This window comes from Loigolactobacillus rennini DSM 20253, assembly GCF_001436505.1.
GTDB classification, from domain to species: domain Bacteria; phylum Bacillota; class Bacilli; order Lactobacillales; family Lactobacillaceae; genus Loigolactobacillus; species Loigolactobacillus rennini.
The window spans coordinates 1-23,590 of the sequence record NZ_AYYI01000025.1; the positions used below are offsets into that span (position 1 = coordinate 1).

General features: G+C 39.2%; 23 protein-coding genes and 1 other annotated feature. Of the genes, 8 read left to right on the plus strand and 15 right to left on the minus strand.

Annotation, left to right across the window (positions count from 1 at the left end; genetic code table 11):
- Window positions 1-333: 333 nt before the first annotated feature.
- From FC24_RS03980 to FC24_RS04025, 10 genes are all read right to left on the minus strand, one after another.
- Window positions 334-897: a GNAT family N-acetyltransferase gene (locus tag FC24_RS03980; RefSeq protein ID WP_057873587.1), complete on the minus strand. Its 564-nt coding sequence runs from the start codon at window positions 895-897 to the stop codon at window positions 334-336.
- A 75-nt stretch (window positions 898-972) separates the two neighbouring features.
- Window positions 973-1,329, minus strand: coding sequence for a PTS sugar transporter subunit IIA domain-containing protein (locus tag FC24_RS03985; RefSeq protein WP_235807311.1), 357 nt, complete (start codon window positions 1,327-1,329; stop codon window positions 973-975).
- A gap of 124 nt (window positions 1,330-1,453) precedes the next feature.
- Window positions 1,454-2,557, minus strand: coding sequence for a competence protein CoiA (locus tag FC24_RS03990; RefSeq protein WP_057873589.1), 1,104 nt, complete (start codon window positions 2,555-2,557; stop codon window positions 1,454-1,456).
- A 131-nt stretch (window positions 2,558-2,688) separates the two neighbouring features.
- The gene (gene rplL, locus FC24_RS03995) at window positions 2,689-3,060 is read right to left on the minus strand and encodes a 50S ribosomal protein L7/L12 (RefSeq protein WP_057873590.1); all 372 of its coding nucleotides are present in this window, start codon (window positions 3,058-3,060) and stop codon (window positions 2,689-2,691) included.
- A gap of 45 nt (window positions 3,061-3,105) precedes the next feature.
- On the minus strand, window positions 3,106-3,615 hold the full coding sequence (rplJ, locus tag FC24_RS04000) for a 50S ribosomal protein L10 (protein WP_057873591.1): 510 nt from the start codon (window positions 3,613-3,615) through the stop codon (window positions 3,106-3,108).
- Between the two features lie 49 nt (window positions 3,616-3,664).
- Window positions 3,665-3,815: a sequence feature (ribosomal protein L10 leader region), on the minus strand.
- Between the two features lie 98 nt (window positions 3,816-3,913).
- The gene (gene rplA, locus FC24_RS04005) at window positions 3,914-4,603 is read right to left on the minus strand and encodes a 50S ribosomal protein L1 (RefSeq protein ID WP_057873592.1); all 690 of its coding nucleotides are present in this window, start codon (window positions 4,601-4,603) and stop codon (window positions 3,914-3,916) included.
- An 87-nt stretch (window positions 4,604-4,690) separates the two neighbouring features.
- Complete coding sequence (gene rplK / locus FC24_RS04010) at window positions 4,691-5,116, minus strand: 50S ribosomal protein L11 (protein WP_057873593.1); 426 nt, start codon at window positions 5,114-5,116, stop codon at window positions 4,691-4,693.
- Window positions 5,117-5,275: 159 nt separating this feature from the next.
- On the minus strand, window positions 5,276-5,824 hold the full coding sequence (nusG, locus tag FC24_RS04015) for a transcription termination/antitermination protein NusG (protein ID WP_057873594.1): 549 nt from the start codon (window positions 5,822-5,824) through the stop codon (window positions 5,276-5,278).
- 131 nt (window positions 5,825-5,955) lie between these two features.
- A complete protein-coding gene (secE, locus tag FC24_RS04020) occupies window positions 5,956-6,138 on the minus strand; it encodes a preprotein translocase subunit SecE (RefSeq protein ID WP_057873595.1) in 183 nt (60 codons plus the stop codon).
- A 103-nt stretch (window positions 6,139-6,241) separates the two neighbouring features.
- Window positions 6,242-7,222: a UbiA family prenyltransferase gene (locus FC24_RS04025; protein ID WP_057873596.1), complete on the minus strand. Its 981-nt coding sequence runs from the start codon at window positions 7,220-7,222 to the stop codon at window positions 6,242-6,244.
- 663 nt (window positions 7,223-7,885) lie between these two features.
- On the opposite strand from FC24_RS04025, the gene FC24_RS04030 reads away from it, so the two are divergent.
- The 4 genes from FC24_RS04030 (at window position 7,886) to FC24_RS04045 (ending at window position 11,867) form a co-directional block, all read left to right on the plus strand.
- Window positions 7,886-9,757 carry an NAD(P)/FAD-dependent oxidoreductase gene (locus tag FC24_RS04030; protein WP_057873597.1) on the plus strand — a complete coding sequence of 624 codons (1,872 nt, stop codon included), beginning with the start codon at window positions 7,886-7,888 and terminating at the stop codon, window positions 9,755-9,757.
- A gap of 84 nt (window positions 9,758-9,841) precedes the next feature.
- Window positions 9,842-10,282 (plus strand): NusG domain II-containing protein, encoded by a 441-nt coding sequence (locus FC24_RS04035; protein WP_057873598.1) that lies wholly within the window; start codon window positions 9,842-9,844, stop codon window positions 10,280-10,282.
- A 14-nt stretch (window positions 10,283-10,296) separates the two neighbouring features.
- Complete coding sequence (locus FC24_RS04040) at window positions 10,297-10,863, plus strand: Gx transporter family protein (RefSeq protein WP_057873599.1); 567 nt, start codon at window positions 10,297-10,299, stop codon at window positions 10,861-10,863.
- Window positions 10,864-10,886: 23 nt separating this feature from the next.
- Window positions 10,887-11,867, plus strand: coding sequence for a polyprenyl synthetase family protein (locus FC24_RS04045; RefSeq protein WP_057873600.1), 981 nt, complete (start codon window positions 10,887-10,889; stop codon window positions 11,865-11,867).
- Between the two features lie 234 nt (window positions 11,868-12,101).
- Here FC24_RS04045 and FC24_RS04050 read toward each other — a convergent pair whose 3' ends face one another.
- From FC24_RS04050 to FC24_RS04060, 3 genes are all read right to left on the minus strand, one after another.
- The gene (locus FC24_RS04050) at window positions 12,102-13,211 is read right to left on the minus strand and encodes an Ldh family oxidoreductase (RefSeq protein WP_057873601.1); all 1,110 of its coding nucleotides are present in this window, start codon (window positions 13,209-13,211) and stop codon (window positions 12,102-12,104) included.
- A gap of 90 nt (window positions 13,212-13,301) precedes the next feature.
- The gene (asp1, locus tag FC24_RS04055; protein WP_057873602.1) at window positions 13,302-14,795 is read right to left on the minus strand and encodes an accessory Sec system glycosyltransferase Asp1; all 1,494 of its coding nucleotides are present in this window, start codon (window positions 14,793-14,795) and stop codon (window positions 13,302-13,304) included.
- On the minus strand, window positions 14,792-16,336 hold the full coding sequence (locus FC24_RS04060; RefSeq protein ID WP_057873603.1) for a glycosyltransferase: 1,545 nt from the start codon (window positions 16,334-16,336) through the stop codon (window positions 14,792-14,794). The genes asp1 and FC24_RS04060 overlap by 4 nt, the downstream gene beginning before the upstream one ends.
- Before the next feature lie 211 nt (window positions 16,337-16,547).
- Here FC24_RS04060 and FC24_RS04065 point away from each other — a divergent pair, with 211 nt between their 5' ends.
- Window positions 16,548-17,450: a proline-specific peptidase family protein gene (locus tag FC24_RS04065; protein WP_057873604.1), complete on the plus strand. Its 903-nt coding sequence runs from the start codon at window positions 16,548-16,550 to the stop codon at window positions 17,448-17,450.
- Window positions 17,451-17,512: 62 nt separating this feature from the next.
- Window positions 17,513-18,178 carry a histidine phosphatase family protein gene (locus tag FC24_RS04070; RefSeq protein WP_057873605.1) on the plus strand — a complete coding sequence of 222 codons (666 nt, stop codon included), beginning with the start codon at window positions 17,513-17,515 and terminating at the stop codon, window positions 18,176-18,178.
- Window positions 18,179-18,296: 118 nt separating this feature from the next.
- Here FC24_RS04070 and FC24_RS04075 read toward each other — a convergent pair whose 3' ends face one another.
- Together FC24_RS04075 and FC24_RS04080 are read right to left on the minus strand one after the other, a co-directional pair.
- On the minus strand, window positions 18,297-20,111 hold the full coding sequence (locus tag FC24_RS04075) for an FtsX-like permease family protein (RefSeq protein ID WP_057873606.1): 1,815 nt from the start codon (window positions 20,109-20,111) through the stop codon (window positions 18,297-18,299).
- A 2-nt stretch (window positions 20,112-20,113) separates the two neighbouring features.
- Window positions 20,114-20,881, minus strand: coding sequence for an ABC transporter ATP-binding protein (locus FC24_RS04080; RefSeq protein ID WP_057873607.1), 768 nt, complete (start codon window positions 20,879-20,881; stop codon window positions 20,114-20,116).
- 310 nt (window positions 20,882-21,191) lie between these two features.
- Here FC24_RS04080 and FC24_RS04085 point away from each other — a divergent pair, with 310 nt between their 5' ends.
- Window positions 21,192-22,829 (plus strand): APC family permease, encoded by a 1,638-nt coding sequence (locus FC24_RS04085; protein WP_057873608.1) that lies wholly within the window; start codon window positions 21,192-21,194, stop codon window positions 22,827-22,829.
- A gap of 104 nt (window positions 22,830-22,933) precedes the next feature.
- A complete protein-coding gene (dhaS, locus tag FC24_RS04090) occupies window positions 22,934-23,503 on the plus strand; it encodes a dihydroxyacetone kinase transcriptional activator DhaS (protein ID WP_057873609.1) in 570 nt (189 codons plus the stop codon).
- Window positions 23,504-23,590: the final 87 nt, after the last annotated feature.

Below are 23,590 nucleotides of genomic sequence, written 5' to 3' on the forward strand. Positions count from 1 at the left end.
TTTATGGGTTTTTCTGTCCATTAATATGTTCAACTTAAATTTTACAATCTACCATATTAAAATTTCGCTAATGTAAATGCCAAAATGGAAAAATGATTAAAAAATCGTAAAAAAGTTAATATTAGGATGTTTATTCGTTAAAAAGGCTTGATAATTCAATTTCAACCGATAAATTATTCAATTCAATTTTCATTTTTTGCAACTTAACATTAAAATAAAGTAGTGTTTGCTTATTTTAAGCTATCCTAAAATGAGAAAATGATTATTTTTTAATCAAAACAAAAAGGCAGTGAATCGTTAAGCGATTCACTGCCTTTAAGATAATGATTAATTTTAAACGGTTAGTTGTAAGTGTTTATATTCATGCCCAGCTAATTGGACCCGGCCAACTTCTTGATAACCCATTTTAGTATACAAACGCTGCGCTTTAGGGTTAGCAACATCCACATTTAAGCCAATTTTATTCAATTTTGCTGTTTGCGCAATTGCTGGTAATGCAGCTAATAAATTTTGCCCAATTCCCTGATGCTGACAATCTGGTGCCACCGAAAGCGTGTCTAAATACCATTCACCAGGATAAGCCTCTTTTTCTTTAAAAAGCCGCTCATCAGTACTAACACCCATTTCAGGTAAAAGTGGTGTCAGTGCATCATCAATGTGTGCTTCCGCTGATTCAGGATAGCCAAAGGCAATGCCGACGATGCGGCCCTGCTGTTCATCAACAATGCCGTGACGATAACTATACCGATAATCTTCAGTCTGGAATGCTTTAATCAAAACTTTAAACAAGTTTTGTTGCGTCACTTGCTTTAAAATTGGCAGCTCCATTTCCTCTAAAACCATATTAATTAACGGAATCACCGCAGCAGCATCTTTTTTTTCAGCTGGACGAATCATTCAGCATAACTCCCTTTCTCAATTTAAACTCTGTTTAAAAGTCTACGTTAACCACTAGAACTTGTCAAAGATCAGTCATTGTTGCGCCTTGATCATCAATTTTTGTAGTGCTTGGTTAATTTCTTGCTGTGGTTTGCCAGCTTGCAGCATTGTTGCTGCCCTACACGCACCTTCCGTAAAAGCTGCATCATATATGTAAACATTTTTCTCCCCAAAGGCAGCAGCTAATTCAATGTTTCGGCGCGCACTGCCAAAATCATAAAATACCATTAATTCAGTGGCCAAATTAGCCTTAAAAGCAGTTTCAATCCGCGCCATACTAGTCCCAACATTATTTTTACTATCACCACCAGCAGCAGTGACACTCAGCTGTGGCGCAATGTGCTGCAATGTTTTAGCCAGTCCGACTGCCATTTCCTTTGTATGCGCCACAACTACAATTCCCACATTCATCTATTCAAAGTCCCTTCTCAAAAATTAAACCGCAGGTTGCGTTAATATATCCATTTTAACAATAAATGTGGCCTAGCAACATCATTTTTACAATTAGTGGTCATCATCGTTTTGCCAGCAACTGCTTTAAAGCAGTTGCTTTACTAAAATAATCTTGGAACCAGTGTGCTTTTAAAAAATACCAATTGTGACCTTGCTTACTGAGAACCCCTGAACTAACCCAACGGTTTAAAACTAAGCAACACCAATATAAAGCCCAATTTTGATGGGAAAATAATGGTAATTGGTAAAAAGCAGCTTGACGTTGTTGGCAAAAATTTTCTAATTGATTTAAGGTTACTTTCCCTAATTGTTCACAAAGCAATAGCAGCTCCACGTTTAACAACAAACTAGCCTGCCGGTTAATCGGCGGCATCGCTGGACTATGACAGCAAACAGGCGCACCAGCTAAATGATGGCCCCTTAAATAACAGCTCTGCTGCACAGATAAAAGCTTAGGGGCAGCCTGATTTAATTGCCTGTATAGACTAGTCGATTCTTTCATGCATTGCCGATAGCTTAATCCCTGGCGTAAAGGCTTTTTAATCCGCTTTAAATCAGAAAACAAATTGACTTGCCAGCGCATTTGCTGTGGGTAGCCTTGATGCGTAATGTGATGAATCAAAAGAAGACGTTTGGTACGCACTTGTAGATGCCATTGAAACCAACCCCATGCAGGTAAGTATTGTAAAAAAGCGTGTTGGCGCTGTGTCCAAGACTGGTTTTGATAGCGCTGCCCTAAAATCCAAATAACACGGTAGCCGGCTTGACGATAGCCTTGAGTTCGTGCACGAATTTTTGCTACAGAAATTGGACTACACTGAAATTCTAAGGCAATGTTTTCTTCATGGTGATAAATTAAAAGATCAGGTCGCTGTTGCAATGCAGGCAAATAGACTTCATAACGAAATCTAAGCTGCTGCTTACGGCATAATTCTCCCAACAATGCTTTTCCAGCTAAATGTTCAGCTGTTTCACCTTCTGCCGTTAAACAAGCAGTTCGCTGTTGATGCGCAAAGTGTGGCTGCAGGTAGTGACCAACTTTCAAAACCACTTGCCTGTGACAAGCTGGACAATAAAAGTGTTGTTGACGTAACTGCCGTAATTGTGCGCGTGAATAATCTAAACAATTAATCTCAGTATGATGTGCCATTTTAGCTATCAGCATTGGTATTCGCCCTCCTTTAACTTAAATTACGTTAAAAAAGAGCAGTTAATTTAAAATAATAACCCTGCCAAGCAAAGCTTGACAGGGTTATTTAATCACATGATCAGCAATTTAAAACATTAACGCAGTTACTACTTAAGTGTAACTTCAGCACCAACATCTTCAAGTTTAGCCTTAATGTCATTTGCTTCGTCTTCAGAAGCACCTTCTTTAATAACAGTAGGTGCACCGTCGACCATGTCTTTGGCATCTTTAAGGCCTGAACCAGTAATTTCACGGACAGCTTTGATCACTTTGATCTTAGCGCCACCAGCACCGGTTAATTCAACGTCAAATTCAGTTTTGGCATCTGCGTCGCCGCCACCGTCACCTGAACCAGCAGCTGCAACTGGTGCTGCAGCGCTAACGCCGAATTCATCTTCAATTGCTTTAACTAAATCGTTTAATTCAAGAATAGTTGCATCTTTTAATTGTGCAACGATTGCATCTTTATCTAATGCCATTTTATGTTCCTCCTATATAGGTAAAATAATTACACGACAGCTGAACTATGCTTCTTCAGCTTCATCTGGTTTTGCATCTGCAACAGCCTTAACGGCATACGCAACATTGCGTACAGGTGCTTGTAAGACAGAAAGTAACATTGAAAGCATTCCATCGCGGTCTGGTAACTTGGAAAGGTCATGGATTTCATCCAAGCTAACAATTTTGCCTTCAATCAATCCGCCTTTAATGACTAATTGATCAGCTGTTTCAGCAAATTTTGCAATAATTCGTGCTGGGGCAACAACATCTTCATTAGAAAATGCAACTGCGGTTGGGCCAACAAACGTATCATTTAATTCTTTGAAACCAGCTTTATCTGCTGCACGCCGTAAAATTGTGTTCTTGATGACGTGCAATTCAACACCGGCATCACGCAATTGCTTACGTAAATCTGTATCTTGGGCAACCGTTAAACCACGAGAATTAACCACAATAACAGAAGCGGCATCAGTAAATTGTTTTGAAACGGCATCAGCAATTTTAGCTTTTTGTGCAATTACTGCTTCGCTCACGAGACTTCACCTCCTGCAAGAATCAGAATGTTTAACACTCTGTGGTGATTTCTCCTAATAAAAAGCGTTATGCCTAAAGACACAACGCCGCTGAGAGTCTGTTTCATTCGGACAAACTTTCACCTCGGCGGGCCGTTCCACTAATGCGAAACATTTGAGACTAACGTCACCTGAGTCTTAGGTAGAAATATAACCGCATATAAACGTAACATGAAATATAAATCACGTCAAGAATAATTTTATTAAACGCCAGAAAAAAAGTGATCATGACATAGCGTGATCACTTTTTTACTGCTACTTAGAATGAAGCAGTATCAACTTTGACACCAGGGCCAAAAGTAGAAGTTACTGTCAAACTCAAAATGTAAGTCCCCTTAGTTGAAGCAGGACGAGCTTTAACAATTCGATCATTCATGGTACGGAAGTTTTCGATTAACTTATCATCGTCAAACGAAACCTTACCAATTGGTGCATGAATAATACCAGCTTTATCTACTCGATACGCAACTTGACCGGCTTTGATATCATTGACAGCCTTTTTAACATCCATGGTAACCGTTCCGGTTTTTGGATTAGGCATTAAGCCTTTAGGTCCCAAAATCCGACCTAAACGACCAACTTTAGCCATCATTGGTGGTGTTGCAACAGCAACATCAAAATCCAACCAGCCATCTTGGATTTTTTGAACTAAATCGTCAGCGCCAACAACGTCAGCACCAGCTGCTTTAGCATCCTCAGCTTGTGAGCCGTCTGCAAACACAATCACTTTTTGTGTTTTACCTGTCCCATTAGGCAGGACAACAGCACCACGAATTTGTTGATCAGCTTGTTTAGGGTCAACTTTTAAGCGGTAAGCAACTTCAACGGTTGCATCAAAATTTGCATAATCAATTTTTTTCACTAAAGCAACGGCATCAGCGACAGAATAATCTTTGTCCGCATCAACTTGCTCTAAAGCCGCTAAATATTTTTTACTTTTTTTAGCCATTTAAGTTTTTCCTCCTTGCAAATGTGGTCACAGGAAACAATTTCCTCCCACTTGATTAACCAATTTTCATTGAAAATCCGTGTACGCTTAGTCTTTAATTGTAAAGCCCATTGAGCGTGCAGTACCTTCAACCATGCGCATTGCAGATTCAACATCCGAAGCGTTTAGGTCTTGCATTTTAGTTTCAGCGATTTGACGTACTTGGTCGCTAGTTACAGTAGCAACTTTGTTACTATTCGGTTCGCCGGAACCATGTTCAACACCAGCAGCTTTTTTAAGTAAAACTGCAGCAGGTGGAGTTTTTGTGATGAAATCGAATGAACGATCTTCATACACATTAATCACAACTGGAATTAGCATGCCTGCCTGATCAGCAGTCCGTGCGTTAAATTCCTTGGTGAATCCCATAATGTTAATACCCGCTTGTCCTAATGCTGGACCAACTGGCGGTGCCGGAGTTGCTTTACCGGCAGGAATTTGTAACTTAACGACATTAACGACATTTTTAGCCACGAGACACAACCTCCTTAAGTCCGTGATGTGGTTAATTGGCCAAGCTGATTTTGGCCTCCCACGTTAACACGCCATCCATGGCGTATGCAATCAAAATTGCACTCAGCTAGTATAGCATGCTGCTACTAGAGAAGCAAGCCCGCTAGTGCAGGAAATACGCTACATTTTATCCACTTGATCGTAATCTAATTCAGTACTTGTTTCACGACCAAACATATCAATATTCACCTTTAACTTCATTTTTTCAGTATCAACTGCCGTCACCTTGCCAGATAAGCCTGAAAACGCACCATTGACAATCGTTACTGTATCATTAACGTTAAAGTCCACATCCGTGTGCCGAGCGCTCATCCCTAATTGCCGCAAGATACGTTCAACTTCTTCTGGTAACAGTGGCGCTGGTTTGCTCCCAGCACCATGACTACCCACAAACCCAGTAACACCAGGTGTATTCCGAACGATGAACCAAGCTTGGTCTGTCATGATCATTTCCACTAAAACATAGCCAGGAAATTCTTTTTGCATGGTAATCTTTTCTTTACCATCTTTAATTTCCCGTGATTCTTGTTCTGGCACCACAACACGAAAAATATTGTTTTCCATTCCCATAGATTGTGAACGTAATTCTAGATTTTCTTTGACTTTGTTTTCATATCCGGAGTAAGTGTGTAAAACATACCATTGCTTTTGAGCCGATTCAGTCGCCATCTTTGTTTCTCCTTTACATAATTTACATTAAACTTTTTAACGCCAAACAAAAAAACCTCGCTAAGCGAAGTTTTACAGTTACTGCCTCTGACAAGCAGTATACCAGAAAAATGAATTTCTAGCACCTTAAATTAATTAAAGATAAATAAATTTAAAATCCACTGAATACCATTATCTACAATTGCAAAGTAAGCCGCAAATATTAAAGACAACCAAATGACCGTACTGGTATCGTGGTGCAGATCTTTACGTGTCGGCCAAGTGGTTTCCCGCATTTCTTTGCGAACCGCACCTAAATAACGAAATAATTTCATTTGAAAACACAACCTTATTTAATTAACTAAAAGTAGTATCATAATCAATTTTTAAAATATCTATACAAATTACATGCTAGCATACACAGTAAAAAAAGTGTAGCTAATTAAAAAAGTAATCACGACCCAACGCTAACGCTAACGCAATCATTTGCACACCCTGAAATAACATTAAATTATGAATGGCGGTTTCAAAAGTTGTTGCTTTAATTTGCTTTTGATGAAAAATGTGCAAATTCTTTTTAATGTGAGGAAAAGTTAACCAGACTAATAAGCTTTCGATTGGTAATAGTCTAAATAACACGCAAATCGTAACGCTGGCAAAACACAAATACATGACAACATCATATATCCATAACGATCGCTTTATCCCCAAATAATAAGGTAGCGTAAACCGGCGATTACGAATATCTTGCTGTAAATCTGACATATTATCAGCAAACATAACATTCGCGTTGGTCAATATATTAGGCAAACCAACTAACACTAAAACAAGCAGCCAAACTAAATTACCAGATATTCTAAAATTAGGCCAAGTAAAAAATAAGCCCAATAACTGATTAAAATCAACGTTGACATAAACGGTGATGAAGAAAACGCCAAAACCTTCTGCGATGCCTGCTAAGCATTCCCCTACTGGAAAGCGTGAAAAAGGCAAAGGACCGTAAGTATAAAAAATGGTGACAAAAATACCTGCGCCTCCCATAAACAATAATAGTAAATTCGTTCGCCAAACTAAAACTAGTCCTAATAAGCAAGCAAGTACTAAAAAGACCAGCATTAATCTCAACGCTTGACGGATCGACAAATGCTCCCGGCCAATAATATTTGCCGTATCACGGTACTTTAAATCAACAGCTAAACGGTAATCCTGTACATTATTGAAACCAGTGACAAAAAAAGCAATGGCCATTTGCGCAATAAAATAAATCACAGTATTGAGCCAATTAACCGTATGAAAATAATAAGCAGCATACAAGACTCCTAAAATTAACGGAATAGCGCTAGCTGTTTTTGCATTCAAGCGAATAAATTCCAAAAAAAGCTTAAAAGTCATAGGATTCGTGGTTGATTTTGATGACATTCGTTTTTTCTCCTCCTTATTTAATTGAAAAATTAATCAAAATAATAGCGATTGTAACTAAAAATTGGTTACGGCATAACTCATTATAATTCAGTTAGACCTGCGATCAAAATGTACGTATAGGCAAAATAAATCACGTCTAATTTTAACTATTAACAATTTTTGCCGGACTAACTGCCTGAGCTACATGAAACTTAGTTGAATCAATAAACAGTTTAAAAAATGATTTAATCGTGAAATCAAGTTTTGGGACTTTGTATTTTTCTAAACAATAATTAAGTGCCAGTTTACCGCTTAATCAAGCTAAATAATAGGTAGATTATAATATCAGCGGCTCAAATAAGAGAATTTAAGTTAGTCATTCACAAATAAAATCTTTTTAGAGGAATGGTACCGCCGTCATTAACCTTTTAACAATAAAACTAGCTTGTGTAGACTGTCATTTTGAATAGACAAAGTCTTCCCGGTTTTGTATAATTTAAGTGATACCAGATGCCATCATATTTTATGAGAATTTTATTGTCGTTTGTATAAATTATCATTAAGGTAGAAACGACCCCATGCCGGTTTGAACACTAATCTGGCAACGGTGTCGTTTATTCGACTAATTAGCACTTAATTCTTGGCAATAATACTGGCGATTTGTAAAAGGGGTGTGTATTAATGGCTAAGAAAAATATTGTAGTGGTTGGTGCCGGTTATGCCGGTGTTGCAGCTACAAGGCGCTTAGCAAAACGATTCAAAAAAGATAGCGATGTCCAGATCACATTAATTGACCGTCATCCATATATGACTTATATGACAGAACTACACGAAGTGGCAACCGACCGCGTCCCTGCAGAATCTGTTCAATATGATTTAGGACGTTTATTTGCGCATAAGAAAAACGTCCAGGTTGTTACCGACACAGTGACAGCGCTCGATCAAGAGAAAAACATCGTTAAAACCGCGCATGAGCAATTTCATTATGATTACATTATTTTGGCAATGGGTGCGGAATCAAATGATTTTGGGACACCAGGCGTTAAAGAACATGGTTTCACGCTGTGGTCACTTGAAGATGCGCTTAAAATTAAGGAACACATCGAAAAAACAGTAGCGGCTGCTGCACAAGAACACGATGCTGCTAAGCGCAAAGCCATGTTAACATTTGTTGTTGTTGGTGGTGGCTTTACTGGTGTTGAAACAATCGGTGAAATGATCGATTGGCGTAAAGTATTAGCTAAAGAAAACAAGCTTGATCCTAAGGAAATTACGTTGATTTTAGATGAAGCGGTTCCTACGATTCTCAACATGCTAGACCGGCCAGATGCTGACTTAGCCCTGCGCTTTATGCGCAAGAAAGGTGTGGAGGTTAAAACAAATGCCCCCATTACTGAAGTTGGCGCTGACTACATGTCCCTTAAAGATGGGACACATGTCCCCACGCACACAGTTATTTGGACAGCTGGTTTAAAAGCCAACACAGACACTGATGATTTCCAAATGGAACAAGGCCATGGTGGTCGCTTAATCACTAATCAATACATGCAATCTAAACAATACAATAACGTTTATGTTGCTGGTGATTTGGCTTTAAACACTAACGAAGGTGATCGCGGTACACCACAAATTGTTGAAGCTGCTGAGCAAACTGGTAAAACAGCTGCTGAACACATCGTGGCAACGATTAAACAAACAACGCCAAAACCACTAAAAAGTAGTTATTCTGGCTTTGTTGTTTCCATTGGTTCCCATTACAGTGTGGCACATGTTTTGAACCGAATTCACTTAAGTGGTTGGTTTGCAACCATAATGAAGCACCTGATCAACTTGATTTACTTCATTCAAACTTTTGCTGGCTACTACATTTTCCAATACAGTATGCATGAATTCTTCCGTAATCGGCATGGCCGCAACCCATTTTGGGGTCACATTTCCCGTTATGGTAACGTTTTGTGGAGTGTGCCAATGCGAATATTCTACGCGTCAATGTGGTTAGTTGATTGCTGGGATAAAGTTCAAGGCAGCGGTTCGTGGTTTAACGGCAAACTTCGCCTACCTTTTACTTGGCTCTACCCTAAAGTAACTAGTGGTGCTTCCGAAGCAGCAACTAGTGCGGCCTCAGGAGCGGCAACTACACCGCCTGCTAAAGAATTCTTTAGTTTATCTTATAATTATGGTAAAGAACCAATGATGGTCTTCAAAGACTTGCCCCACTGGTATGAAAGTGTGACTAAATTTTTAATTCCTAACAAACAAACGGCTATTTTTATGCAGGAGTTCATGACTGTTGTTGAAATTATTATCGCCTTGTGCATTTTATTAGGTCTCTTTACTTGGTTTGCAAACGCAATGACAATCGGCTTAGTCGCTGTCTTTTGTCTATCCGGTATGTTTTATTGGGTTAATATGTGGATGCCATTTATGGCACTTGCATTGATGAATGGCTCTGGGCGTGCATTTGGCCTAGATTATTGGGTTGTGCCGTGGTTACAAAAACACCTTGGTCATTGGTGGTATGGTGACCTTAAACCAATTTATGGCAAACACTAATCAACCTTTGCCTATGGATGGTTCTGGGACTTACTCAGAACCTTCTTTTTTTGGAAATAAGGTAGAAAGAATGGTGTACACGATTTGGCTAAGAAAAAGTACCTTAAGCTGTTGCGCCCGTGGGACTTCATTATTGTAGCCTTATTGATCATTGGCTCGTTTTTACCAATTGCAATTTTTACAATCAATCAAAAATATACCCAGACAGCTGAACCAACAACTGCTAAACAAGTACGAACAGCAGTCATCAGTCATGACGGTAAAAAAGTGTACACACAACGTTTAACCGGACACAGAGGAACCAGTCAATACGTTTATAAAAGCCAAAATGGTAATTATAATAAAGTGAAAATTAAGGGTGGCAAAGTTGCAATTATTGAGGCTAATTGCCAAGACCAAATTTGTGTCCGGCGTGGTTGGATTTCAAAGCCTGGTCAAACCATTGTCTGTCTACCTCACAAATTATTAATTGAAATTAAAGTCAACCATGGATCACAAACACAAGGCGGCATGGTGACCGAATAAATGAGGGAAAATTAATGGCGCAGCCTAAAGTTCAAAAATACATTTTCATGGCCTTGTTAGTAGCTCAGGGCGTCATTATCGGTCTATTGGAGCGAATGATCCCTTTCCCTTTTGCACTAACACCTGGCGCAAAATTAGGTTTAGCCAATTTAATTACGATTGTTGCCTTATTTACAATGCCTATTAGAGATAGTTTTTTATTAACGGCGATGCGTTTAATTTTAACCACTTTACTTGGTGGGACGCTATCCACATTTCTATATTCAGCAAGTGGTGCAATTTTAAGTTACTTTGGTATGTTATTAATCAAGCAATTAGGGCCAAAAAGGGTTAGCATCATCGGCATTTCTACTGCCGGAGGTGTCCTACACAACATCGGACAATTACTAACTGCAAGTTTAATCGCTCAAAGTTGGACAGTGATGCTTTATTTGCCAGTGCTAGCGTTCTTTGGCATTCTAGCTGGTATTGCCATCGGTATCTCTGCTAATTATTTGTTTGCCCATGTTCGTACTTTAAATTATCTCAAAACAAGCTATGCTGAACTAAATAATGAAAAGAAAAAACCGCATAATCATTAGCGACTAGCAAAGGAAGTTGCAAGATGACAAAAATTAATGCAATGTGGCAACAATATCCTGGATTGGCACCAGAATTAACAGCTACTTTAACTTTAATGGAACAAAATATAAAAACGCATGATCCCAAAATAACCACGGCAATTCTCGAAATGATCCATGCTGGTGGCAAACTATTGCGACCGGCTTATTGCTTATTATTTTCAAAATTTCATACTGCGGATCGACAAAAAATGATTGCGTTAGCAGCAGCCATTGAAACGTTGCACACTGCTACGCTGATTCACGACGATATTGTAGATGATTCAGCTTTAAGACGTAATCAAGGTACCATTCAGGCACGCTTTGGTAAAGATACGGCAGTTTACGCTGGTGATTATCTTTTTGTCGTCTGCTTTAAATTATTAGCCCACTATACTAGTGGCCTACGTAGTATCCAAATTAATTCACGCAACATGGAGAAAATTCTCAATGGTGAAATTCGGCAAATGAAAATGCGCTACCAGCTTGATATGTCATTGGATGATTATTTATTACAAATTAAAGGCAAAACTGCTCAGCTTTTTGGTGCTGCTTGCTTTATCGGCGCTTATGAAAGTGGCAGTAGTCAAGCTTTCGCACAACAGAGTCAACAAATCGGCCTGGACATTGGTATTGCTTTTCAGATTGTCGATGATATTTTAGACTACGCGCAAAGTAGCACAGTTTTAGGTAAACCAGTCTTGCAGGATGTCCGCCAAGGCGTCTATTCTGCTCCCTTAGTTTTTGCATTACAACATGCGACGCCTGAATTAATTCAATTATTAAAAAAAGGACCCCAGCTAACTGATACAGATTGTGAACACATTCGCCAGTTAGTCATTGCTAATCGCGGCGTCGCTCAAGCTAAGCAATTAGCCGCGCAGTACACTAAAAAAGCACTAACTGGTATTCAGCGGCTACCAATTAATGCAGCACAACAAGAACTTTACCAATTAACACAACAACTTTTAGACCGTCAATATTAAAACCTAAAAGTGCCTGTGCCATCCAGTGATTAGCTACTGCACATTAGCCTAGGTGACTGAATAATTTATGTAATGGATCCTTTGGTGAGTATAGCTACTATTTCGTCAAAAGGTGGATTTTTGGCCCGAATATTTTTCATACCGCTAGCATTCATCATCAAAAAAGGCTGCAACAGAAGCGTCTACTTTTGTTGCAGCCTTTTTATTTACCCATTAATGTTCAAGATAAGCACTTTATTCCCAGCTAAACTTAAAATCAATTTGATATTTATCACGAACGTCCGTTAATGATTGTCTAACTGCCGGATTCAATGGCACCCCTTCTTTTGAACGTTTTAAATAAGCTAAATATTCTTTTTCGCCACCGGTATAAATCCGTTCCTCACCCTTAGCTTTTTTAGAAGCACGTAAGGTACGTAAAATCTCCCCAGCAGTTTTTTTAAATGCTGCAGGATCTGTAAAGGCATTGATGTCAATGGCAATGAAGAAATGTCCCAAATGATAAGGTTGCCGTTTACCTGCAGCGTCAAAACCAGATAACTGATGCAAGAAACTGCCACCTTGGAGTGCTGCAGATAAAATTTCAACTACAGTGGCATAATCATAGCCTTTATAACCAGCTAGTTCTTCACCAATCCCACCTAAAGGTGCTAACGCACAAGTACCGTCCACCAAACCCTTTAAAGCAATATCTGGATCAGTAACTGCATCCCCATTGGCATCGATTACCCAGCCATAAGGCATTGTTTTATGCATTCGCGCATAATGTTCAATTTTTCCCCGCTGAGTTATTGACGTTGCGGCATCAATCATAAATGGAAAGTCTTCATCTGTTGGAAAACCAATAGTTAGCGGATTAGTCCCTAACATATTTTCAACCCCAAAAGTTGGTGCAATTGATGGCCGCGCATTGGTACCCGTCATTCCAATCATATCATTTTTAGCTGCCATCAAACCATAGTAACCGGCAATGCCATAATGCGTTGAATTACGGACAGCAACCATCCCCATACCATATGCTTTTGCTTTATCAATCGCTAATTGCATGGCTTGGGTGCCGATGACATGCCCCATCCCATTACCGCCGTCCATTACTGCAGTGGTTTTTGTTTCACGAACAATTTTAGGGTGCGTGACAACATTTTGAATGCCAATTTCAATCCGATCGATGTAAATTGGCTTAAAACGGCCAACACCATGAGAATCAATCCCGCGTTTATCAGATTCAATTAAGACACGTGCACAAGTTTTTGCATCTGCTTCAGGTACCCCAACTGCCTTAAAACCTAGCGTCATAAATTTTTGCAAATTATCGAAAGTTTCATACTTGATATCTTGTACCATTTTGTTACTTCCTTTCTGCTAATCGTTTGTAACCGGTTTCATTTAGAGAATAGCACATTTATCTGGCTTGTACAATCCTTTATGATAAATTTACCGCGCAATTAATTGCTGCCACAAAGGCCATACTTTTACTTCACTATAGCGCTTTGCACTCTGATAAGCCCCATAACTAAGTTTGGCCCATTTCTGTTCACTTTCCAAAACTTGAACCATTTTTTCTGCTAACGCATTAATATCACCGCTAGGTACTAAATAACCATTTTTATCGTCTTCAATGACCTCGCGCGGACCGTAATTAATGTCATAACTTACTACTGGAACCCCATGTGCTAAGGCTTCTACCAAAGCTAAAGGCTGACCATCGCTTTCAGCCGTGTAGACAAATAATTGAGCCTGATTATAAGTTGTTGCTAAATCTTGATGGTATGGTACAAAATCAATCACATTTTGCAGATTTTCTTGTTTAGCCTGCTGTTTTAATTGTGTACTGACATTACCGTAGCCATGAATTGCTAAAGTTGTTTTAGGCAACTGCTGATGAACTTGCTTAAATGCTGCTAATAGTTGGCCCAATCGTTTAGTAGCATCCAGCCGTCCCACAAAAATAATTTTACCTGCCGTACGCGCTGTTAATGGCACTTTTGGTGCAGCTAAAGTTTTAGGTGCCACCGTTGCAGCTGGAATTGCTGTAATTGGACGTAGCGGTTTGTCCCCCAACCAGCGGATCAAATCGGCGCGTTGTTGTTGTGTTGCGGTAATGACACCATCTAATGCTGCCAAATGGTCATGCAATGCATAGACATAAGCGCCGTTCATATTACTAAAAACTTGATCCTGTGGGTCGTTTGCATGGGTTGTAGGTAGCCAAACAAATTTATGCGCAGTCGTTTTCATGTTAATAACAGGCCAATCTGCCGCTAATGGTCGATCAGCAATAAATATTCCCGGCTGGACGCGATTAAGTTCATTAAGGAAAAAGCGCATTAAGTCATTTTCTGAATCAAATTGCCAATCTTGTCCGTGATAGTTCAGCAAACGAATCGCAATTAATTGTTGTTTAGTTGTATAGTAACGTTCAAACAATCGACTGCCATCCAAATTATAAATTAAATCGCTAATCAGTTGCCCTGTTGGCGAGAAAAATTGGGTTGCAGCCTTAAATCCACGACAATCAAAATAAGTACGTTGAACCAAATTAGTTAACGCATCATAGTAATTAACGTAATATAAATGACCAACCGTTCCTGGGGTGAAGTAAACATCAGCAATCAATTGATCTCCTTCCCGGACATGACTGACATTAGCACCGGGATCAACGTTATAATCAGGAGCTAAATTAAGATCAGTTATCTTCAAAACTCGCGACTTTATTTGTTGACTACCACGGAAAAAATCATAAAGATTAACCATGTCAGTCGCAGCAACATGAAAATGTGCCATGTTTTGGTGGAGTAAAACATCAAAATCACGCGTCACTAACTTAGCAGCAACGCCATGACGCTTAAACATCGCTAATCGCTTTAATTCCGCATGCTCAACTCCTGAATTCAACGCCATTAAATATTGATTAACAAAATAAATCATGATTTCACCGCCTTTCCAATATAGAAATGCTTGACCTGATCAATTAACTGTTGCCAAGCTTGCCATACTGCTGCTTCAGAATAATGCTCACTATTTTGATAAGCGTGTTGGCTGTAAGCGGCTAATTTTTTAGGTTGACGCAACAAGTCATAAATTGCGTTCGCTAAAGCATCAACATTATTTACCGGTACCAGTAAGCCATCTTGATGATCATGCAAAATGGCCCGGGGACCATACTTAATATCATAAGCTACCTGTGGCAACCCATGGGCTTGTCCTTCTAACAAGGCTAACGCAAAGCCCTCCGCACGACTAGTCAAAACAGCCAGCTGTGCTTGATCATAAACATGCGCCACATTTTGTGTATAAGGCATAAAACGAACATAAGCACTCATTTGTAATTTATCCACTAGCTGGCGTAATTTAGTCCCTGTGTTACCATTTGCATAACCCCAAAAATCTAAGGTAACATTAGGCAATTTTTGGTGTACTTTTTTAATTGCTTTAATCAATTGGTCTTGTTGTTTCTCTTCTGATAAACGGGCAACCATCACGACCTTACCGGGAATCCGCTGTGACCATTTAGGGCGTGGTGCTTGCCGTACTTTATCAGGTACCACCCCAACTGGAATTGTAAAAACTGGCACACTACTTCCATAACGCGCCACAAAATCTTGTGCTTGCTGCGGCGTTGCGGCGATGACACCATTCCACTGCGCTAGATTATTTAATGCCAATTGATAATTATAATTTAGCGTTGCATGTTGAGGATCTGACGGATCGTTAACGTGATTACTGTGTAAATGCAACACTTTAAAAGTCGGCGTGCGCATCCGTAAAGTCGACCAGGCTAACTCATAAGTCCGATCAACAATAAAAACATTCTGTCCGTTATCCACGCGATTTAATTCATCCAAGAAAAAGCGCATCATTGCCTCTTGACCATTAAAGGACCAATCATGCCCCCGATAATTTAGCCAACGATACAATGTATTTTTAGTTTCTCCTTGTTTATTTTGCATATGGAAAGTCTGGTAAACCACGCGTCCTTGAGGATTAAAGACTTGCTCACTAACCACTTGCCCATCACTAGTATAAAATTGTTCCAACCCTTTAAAGCCGCGTGTATCGTACCAATCTATTTTTAATAAGTGACCATCAGCAGCAAAATATTGGACATTATTTAGGCGCGGATCTGTTGCGCTTAAAGGATTTACTTGCATTCGCAACTGTTTGCCCACCATAATCTGATAATGCTCAGCTACTTTGACAACCCGATATGCCTTGGGAAAGGTTAAATCTTTAATTGTTCGCTGTACAGACTTAAATCCAGTTGAATTTTGCAAAAAATCAAATAAATTAATTTGATTGTTCTCGGCAATACCTGCCGCTGCTAAAGTTTCATGTAAATGCAAGGAAAAAAAGCGCGTGACAATTTTAGCCGGCACACCATGCCGACTAAACAAAGCCAACCGTTTCATTTCAGCATGCTCAATTCCTGATTTTTTAGGATTAATACTAGTATTAACAAAATAAAACACGCGCGTGCCACTCCCTTAATGAACTTTGCTTCAAACATCACTTTACCACAAATCAAGCGTTTTACGTTAAATTACCCTTTAGTATAACAAATTGCTAACTAAAAAAAATAGACAGTCGATGAGGGCCTTAATCATATACTTAATACGCAGCCTTTAGCTTCATTGTCAAAAATGCTAAAATATAGATAACTTAATAGAAAAAGGTGAGCATATGAAAAATGGAACCCATATTATTACATTAGACAATGGTTACCATTTATGGACCCACACTGATGGTACTGGTGATATCCAGTTACTAACTTTGCACGGTGGCCCGGGTGGCAATCACGAATATTATGAAAACTTTGCTCAAAAATTGGCACCACTTGGTGTTCAAGTTTCAATGTACGATCAATTGGGCTCATGGTATTCTGATCAACCAGATTTTACCGATCCTGAAAATCGGAAACGTTTTTTACAAACGGACTATTTTTTAGATGAAGTGGAAGAAGTTCGGCAAAAATTAGGGCTCGATCATTTTTATTTAATCGGCCAATCCTGGGGTGGCGCGCTCACCATGCTCTATGCGCTAAAATATGGTCAGCACTTAAAAGGGGCCATTATTTCCAGTATGGTTGATGACATTGATGAATATGTCACCCACATCAATCAAGTTCGGCAAGAAGCCTTACCAGCGGACGCAATTGCCTACATGAAAGATTGCGAAGCACGCAATCAGCTCGATGACGAGCGCTATCAACACTACGTGGACATTTTAAACGCTGGCTATGTTGACCGGAAACAACCACCGGCAATTTCACACTTAGTAGACACTAGTAATGAAACGATTTATAACGAATTCCAAGGTAACAATGAATTTGTTGTCACTGGCAAATTAAAGCATTGGAACATCAGTGACCAAATCCACAACATCAAAGTACCAACGTTATTGACGTTTGGTGAACATGAAACGATGCCATTAGCAACTGCTAAACGGATGGCACAACAAATTCCGCATTCTCGTTTAGTAACAACCCCTAATGGCGGCCACCATCACATGATCGATAACGCGCCAGTTTACTTTGACCACTTAACACAATTCATTAAAGATGTGGAAAATGGCACATTTAACTGATCTTTATTTAATTGATCAGGTACTTTTTAAGCTTGGGACCTAAATTAAAACAGGAGTTTAAGATGACAGAAACAACAATTTACCTTATTCGCCATGGACAAACTTATTTCAACCGCTACAATCGAATGCAAGGCTGGTCTGACTCCCCTTTAACTGAGCAGGGAATTTTAGATGCACAACGCGTCGGCAAAAGCTTGTCACAAGTTACATTTAATCAGGCTTATTGTAGTGATACTGGTCGTGCCCGTAGTACCGCCCGCTTAATTTTAAAAGCAAATCAAGCAAGCCAATTGACAGAACCAGTTGAAACACCTTTTTTCCGTGAAGAATTTTACGGTTACTTTGAAGGAATGAATTCTCCACAAGCTTGGTTTATGACCGGTGCTTCCCATGGTAGTAGAACTTATACCGACATCATTAATGATTATTCGATTGATGCTTCCAAAGATTTTATGAAGGCAGCTGATCCTTTTCATGACGCCGAAAATAGTACAGAATACTGGAATCGACTGTTACTAGGCTTTGATATGGTGCGGCGTGATAATCCAACTGGAGCAACAATTTTACTGGTTAGCCACGGTACCACAACACGCAGTATTGTTGGTAAGTTTGGCCAAGGAAAATTTGATTTAAGCAAAAGTCCGCGTAATGGTAGTGTGACCAAATTATTGCTAGATAAAAGCGATATTCATGTGGCCTATTACAATCGGATTGACAATATTGATTAAAGCATTAAAAGAAAGCCTTATGGTATTAGAGACCATTGATGCCATTTGATTTAATACCCTATTTATTCAAAAGAGACTGTACCATACTGGCACAGCCTCTTTTTATACTTTCAATTAATTACGGTTCTTTAGTTAAAACAATCTTTTGATACAGTTTAACCGTTAAAACATAGTACAAACCATAAAGCACTAAGAAAATCAAAAATGGTAACCACAAGTCATGATATGCTTCTGGCAATAATTTAGTGACCGTGAACATTTGCAGACCAAACAAAACATGAATGATTCCCATAATTCCCGGCAAAATAAATAAGACACCAATTTCTTTTGCAATCGCTTGTCGCAATAAACGTTGTTGCGCACCAATTTTATCAAGCATCCGGTAACGTACTCGATCACTGGCAGCACCAGATAAAATCTTAAACATTAAACAGCTGGCTAACATTGCTAAGAAGGCAATTCCTAAGAAGAAGCCCATAAATTCTAAACCAGAAAGAACACTATTCATAATTTGGTAAAAATCATACTTAGTGGACCCGATGGCATAATTTGCTGGACTATGATTTTGTTTTTGATCTAATTGCGTGGTTTTCTTAATTGCATCCAAATTTGCAAAGAAATCCGTTGACACAATGGCTTTCACGGTATGGGACTGCCCAGACAGTTGGTCAAACTCAGCTTGATCAACTAATTTAATGTCTTTTTGAAAATCACGTGGTAGCAACAAATCCCGTAATGAAACTTGCCAACTAGGTGCTTCAGCCATGGTCATTTCTTTACCAGACATTAGCTGATATTTAGGAATTATTTGGTCCTTTCGCCAATTTTTTTGGACATAAAGTGGTGCTTGATCGAATTGTTCACGCACAAAGTAGACCTGTTGCTTTTTAACCTTAAACGTGTACTGACTGCTCCGCTTAGTGTCAATCTTCTGCGCTGCTTTTTTGGTTTCAGCGGTTGGATTGTGCAAGACCACATCATACGGCGCACTTTCAGTGTATGTTTGAATATTTTTCTGAAACCCCATACCAGTGGTGATGGCCCCTAGTGCAAGCGCAAATAGCAACGCCACCATCGATAACATTCGATTATAGTCGGCAATGCGAAAATTTAATTGTGCCAAAATAAAATTATTTAAACCACGGCTAGTGAACTTTTCTCGCCGTTGCAGTCGGTTTAACAGCCAAGTAAATAAAGAACTAAAGATTAAATAAGTTCCTAAAACAATAGTGACTAAAGCAATGCCAATACCAGCTAATTGAAAAACACCAATTTGATGCATCACAAAGTAACCAATTGCCAAACTGACAAATCCACCGATCATTTTAACAGCCGTACGTATTGGTTTCACTGCAACATGCGTTGGTTGTGCCGTACTTTTAAGCAACTTCAACACAGGTGTTTTCCGCAAAGTCCGTTGATTAATTAATGCCATTAAAATGAACAAAACAATAAAGAAAATCACTGTGATGAGGATGGCCGGCCAATAAAGGGCATTAAAATGCGCTGCTGTTGCATCTAAGCGTTGAATTAATAAATGTCCCACTACTGCCGTAAGCCCCCAACCGGCCAATAAACCGACAATAACGGATAAAGTTCCGATAACAAGCGTCTCTAAAAAAATTAATTGGCCCAGCTTACCTGCTTTGGCTCCTAACATCATAAATAACCCGTAGTCATGTTTACGCATACTGAGTAGAAATGAATTAGCATATAAAATATACACCAACGTAATGATGGCTAATAACACCGAACCAAACTGAAACACGAATGGTGCCACGCTAAATGTCGCATTTGCTTTAATAAAGCTACGATTGGTTGCAAGTGCTTCAAACATATAGAAAATAGCTGCCGCCATCACCAAACCTGAAAACAAAACTAAATAATCTTTAAATCGGCTTTTAATCCCAGATAATGATAATTTCACTAACATGTTTAGGCCCCCGTTTGTTCATTACGGCCTAAAACGCCAAGAATATCTTGGTAAAAAGCCTCTTTGCTTTTAGTACCTCGTTTTAATTCCTGACCAATCTGACCATCTTTAATGAATAAAATTCGCTGACAATAACTAGCTGAAAAAGGATCATGGGTAACTAGAAGAATCGAAACATGTTGTTGCTGATTTAAGCTTTGCATAGTATCTAATAAGTCCTTGGCGCTTTTAGAGTCCAACGCCCCAGTTGGTTCATCCCCCATTAAAATACTAGGTTGATGAACTAATGCGCGGGCTGCAGCCACTCGTTGCTTTTGTCCGCCAGATATTTCGGTTGGATACTTGGCTAAGATGCCATTAATATTTAAAGTTTGCGCAATTTTTTCAATCATTGGGCGTGCTTTTTTTGCGGAAACATTTTGCAAAGACAACGGTAATGCAATATTTTCATAGGCCGTCATATTTTCCAATAAATTAAAATCTTGAAAAATAAATCCAATTTCCTTGGCGCGAAAATCGGCTAGTTGATTTCCCCGTAGCTGATTTAATTCTTGCTGGTTAATTCGTACCGAACCAGCAGTAGGTTGATCTAACGTGGATAAAATATTTAATAAGGTTGTCTTACCAGAACCAGACGCACCCATAATTCCTACAAATTCACCGGTTGTCATTTGAAACGTTACATTATGCAGTGCTTCATACTGTTTTTCGTTTGCCTTTCCGTACACTTTACGTAAATGTTTAACATCAACTATTGTTGTTGCAGTCATCATCGCAACTCCTTTATAAACAAATTGATTTAAGTCAGTTCAACAACTGACTAAAATTAGTGTAACAAACCACTTTAGCAAAGTCCTGACGATCAAGTGACAATCTGCCAGATTAACCTAACAATTTTGTAAGGTCAGTTTAGGTAAATGTGATTTGCGCTAGTATTTTTTACTGTTTTTCACTATACTAGATAGGTTAAAACTTGATGGATAGAAAGGGCGATTGACGTGCAATTCATTAATAAACGGCAAAATAATCCGCCAACTGTGCCATGTTAAACAATAATAATCATTTTTATGGAGGTTAATTATGGCAACAGATGAATTAGATCAAACAAAACGTCAATATTTGAAATGGCCGGTGGTGGCATTAATGGATTTTGTCACGGTGATCGGCTTCGACGATATTATCTATAATTTTCAAAATCAAGGATTAGGTGTCGTGACTTCTTGGGTTGTCATGTTATTCATTTACGTCCTACCTTATTCCCTAATGGTAGGCCACCTAGGTTCAGTATTTAGTGCAGAAGGCGGCGGCCTAACGTCTTGGGTGCGCGGAACTAGTGGTGATAAAATCGGCTATTTTGCAGCCTGGTTCTACTGGGTGGTTGGTTTACCTTACATCGTTGACGTGGCAAACTCAGTGGTTATTGCCTTTGGCTGGTTAATCCACGGCAATGGTGATATTGATACTTACATGTCCAAGGCTTTATTCGGTGTCTTAACAACCGTGGTTTTTGTGGGCTTTATTTTCTTTGAACATCTTTTTAAAAACAAATCTTTAGCTATTATGAGTGTGATCGGCGGTGGTTCAATGTTCATCATGACAATTTTATTTGTTGTGATGACCGTCGTAGCACTAACTACTGGTGGTCACATCGCCACACAACCATTTACGCCACATGCGTTTATTCCAAAAATTAATGGCCACTTTTTCACAACTCTAGGCTTGTTGATTTTTGCAATGAATGGGGCAGAGTTGGCAGCACCGTATGTTACTGATATGAAGCATCCGCGTAAAGATTTTCCGAAAGCAATGATTATGATTGCCGTGATGACGGCCTTTTTGACTGTTTTTGGTTCATTTTCTCTAGGTGTTTTCTTTAATGCTCACCATTTGCCAAATGATTTGAAAATGAATGGCTCGTACTATGCTTTCTTAGCTTTAGGACAGCAATTCGGTTGGGGCAAAAGTTTGATGTATATTTTTGCAATCACACAGGCAATTTACATGTGCGCTCAATTAGCGGTTTTACTAGATGCTGGCACCCGGGTTTTCTTAGGCGACATCAGTAAAAAATACATGCCAAAACAGCTGGCAAAATTAAACGCTGATGGCCTACCGATTAACGGTTATTGGATGACCACTGCGATTTGTGCCGTCATTATGTTTTTAGGCGGCCTGTTACCTGAAATTAATGATATTTTTAACTGGTTACTAAATTTAAATGGAATCGTCTCACCTTTTGCAACCTGCTTTGTTTTCTGGGCGTTTATGTTAGTTCGCTTGCATAGTCAACAATACCCAACACCAGCTTATACTTACATCAAAAGCGATCGGTTAGGTTTTCTAGTGGGCGTGTGGATGTTTACCATCACGTTTTTTGCTGCAGCAGCTGCGTTTTTCCCGACAGATGCCCAACCCGGTACCCAATTATGGACGGACTCACTGATCATGAACATTGTCGCCACCATTGGCTTATGTGCGATTGGCGTAATTATGCCAATCATTGCCCGGCGGCAACGCGAAAACGCAGGCAATGCGTTCACTGGCAGTCAATGGGCGTTCAACGGATTACTCCTTGCACTCACAATTGGATTAGGTTACTGGATTTCGCGGTTACACCACATCGCTTTATTGCACCGTTTAACGTTTATTTTAATCTTAATTGCTTTATTCAGCCTTTGTTTGTACATTCTTTATCACCGGCGACGCCAAAATTCTTAGAATCTGTCATCCTTTAAAACTAGCCAGTTTAGTCAAATGATGCTAAGCTTTTAGTGAACCGATTTTCTGGTTAATTTAATTTCGCACACAAAAGGACAATGGCTATGCAATCAACGACACAAAAACAAATCGCTGCTGCATTCAAAACATTAATGCTAAACGTTCCATTTAAGCAAATTAGTGTGACTTTAATTATGCAACAAGCGCAATTAAGGCGCCAAACTTTTTATGATTATTTTAAAGATAAATATGATCTATTAGCTTGGATTTTTAACACTGAAGCTGGTGCTGATCTTGCAGAAAACTTAGATTATGAGCATTGGACTTCATCACTATTAGATTTACTACGCTATTTAGCTGCTAACCGGCTATTTTACCGTAACGCATTAGCAACTAGCGAACAAAATTCCTTTGACCGTTATTTTTTAGCTCACACCAAGCACTTAACTGATAAAGTCGTACATGACTTGTTACAAACTAAAAACATTCCCTTGACTGGTGCATATTTGAGCTTTCTACGTGAATATTTTTCACGCGCAGTGGTCAGTGTCATCATTCATTGGCTACAAAGTAACCGACCTGCAACACCTGAGTATTTAAGCCACCAATTACAAACTGTCATTGAAGATACAATTAGTGGCTTTTTGAACCGGGTACAAAAAGAAGTTGACTAAAAATAAAAACAAGCTGAACATAATAAGTGTTCATAAAGTGAACCCCTAACGTTGGACAACTAAATCCAACGTTAGGGGTTTTACTAT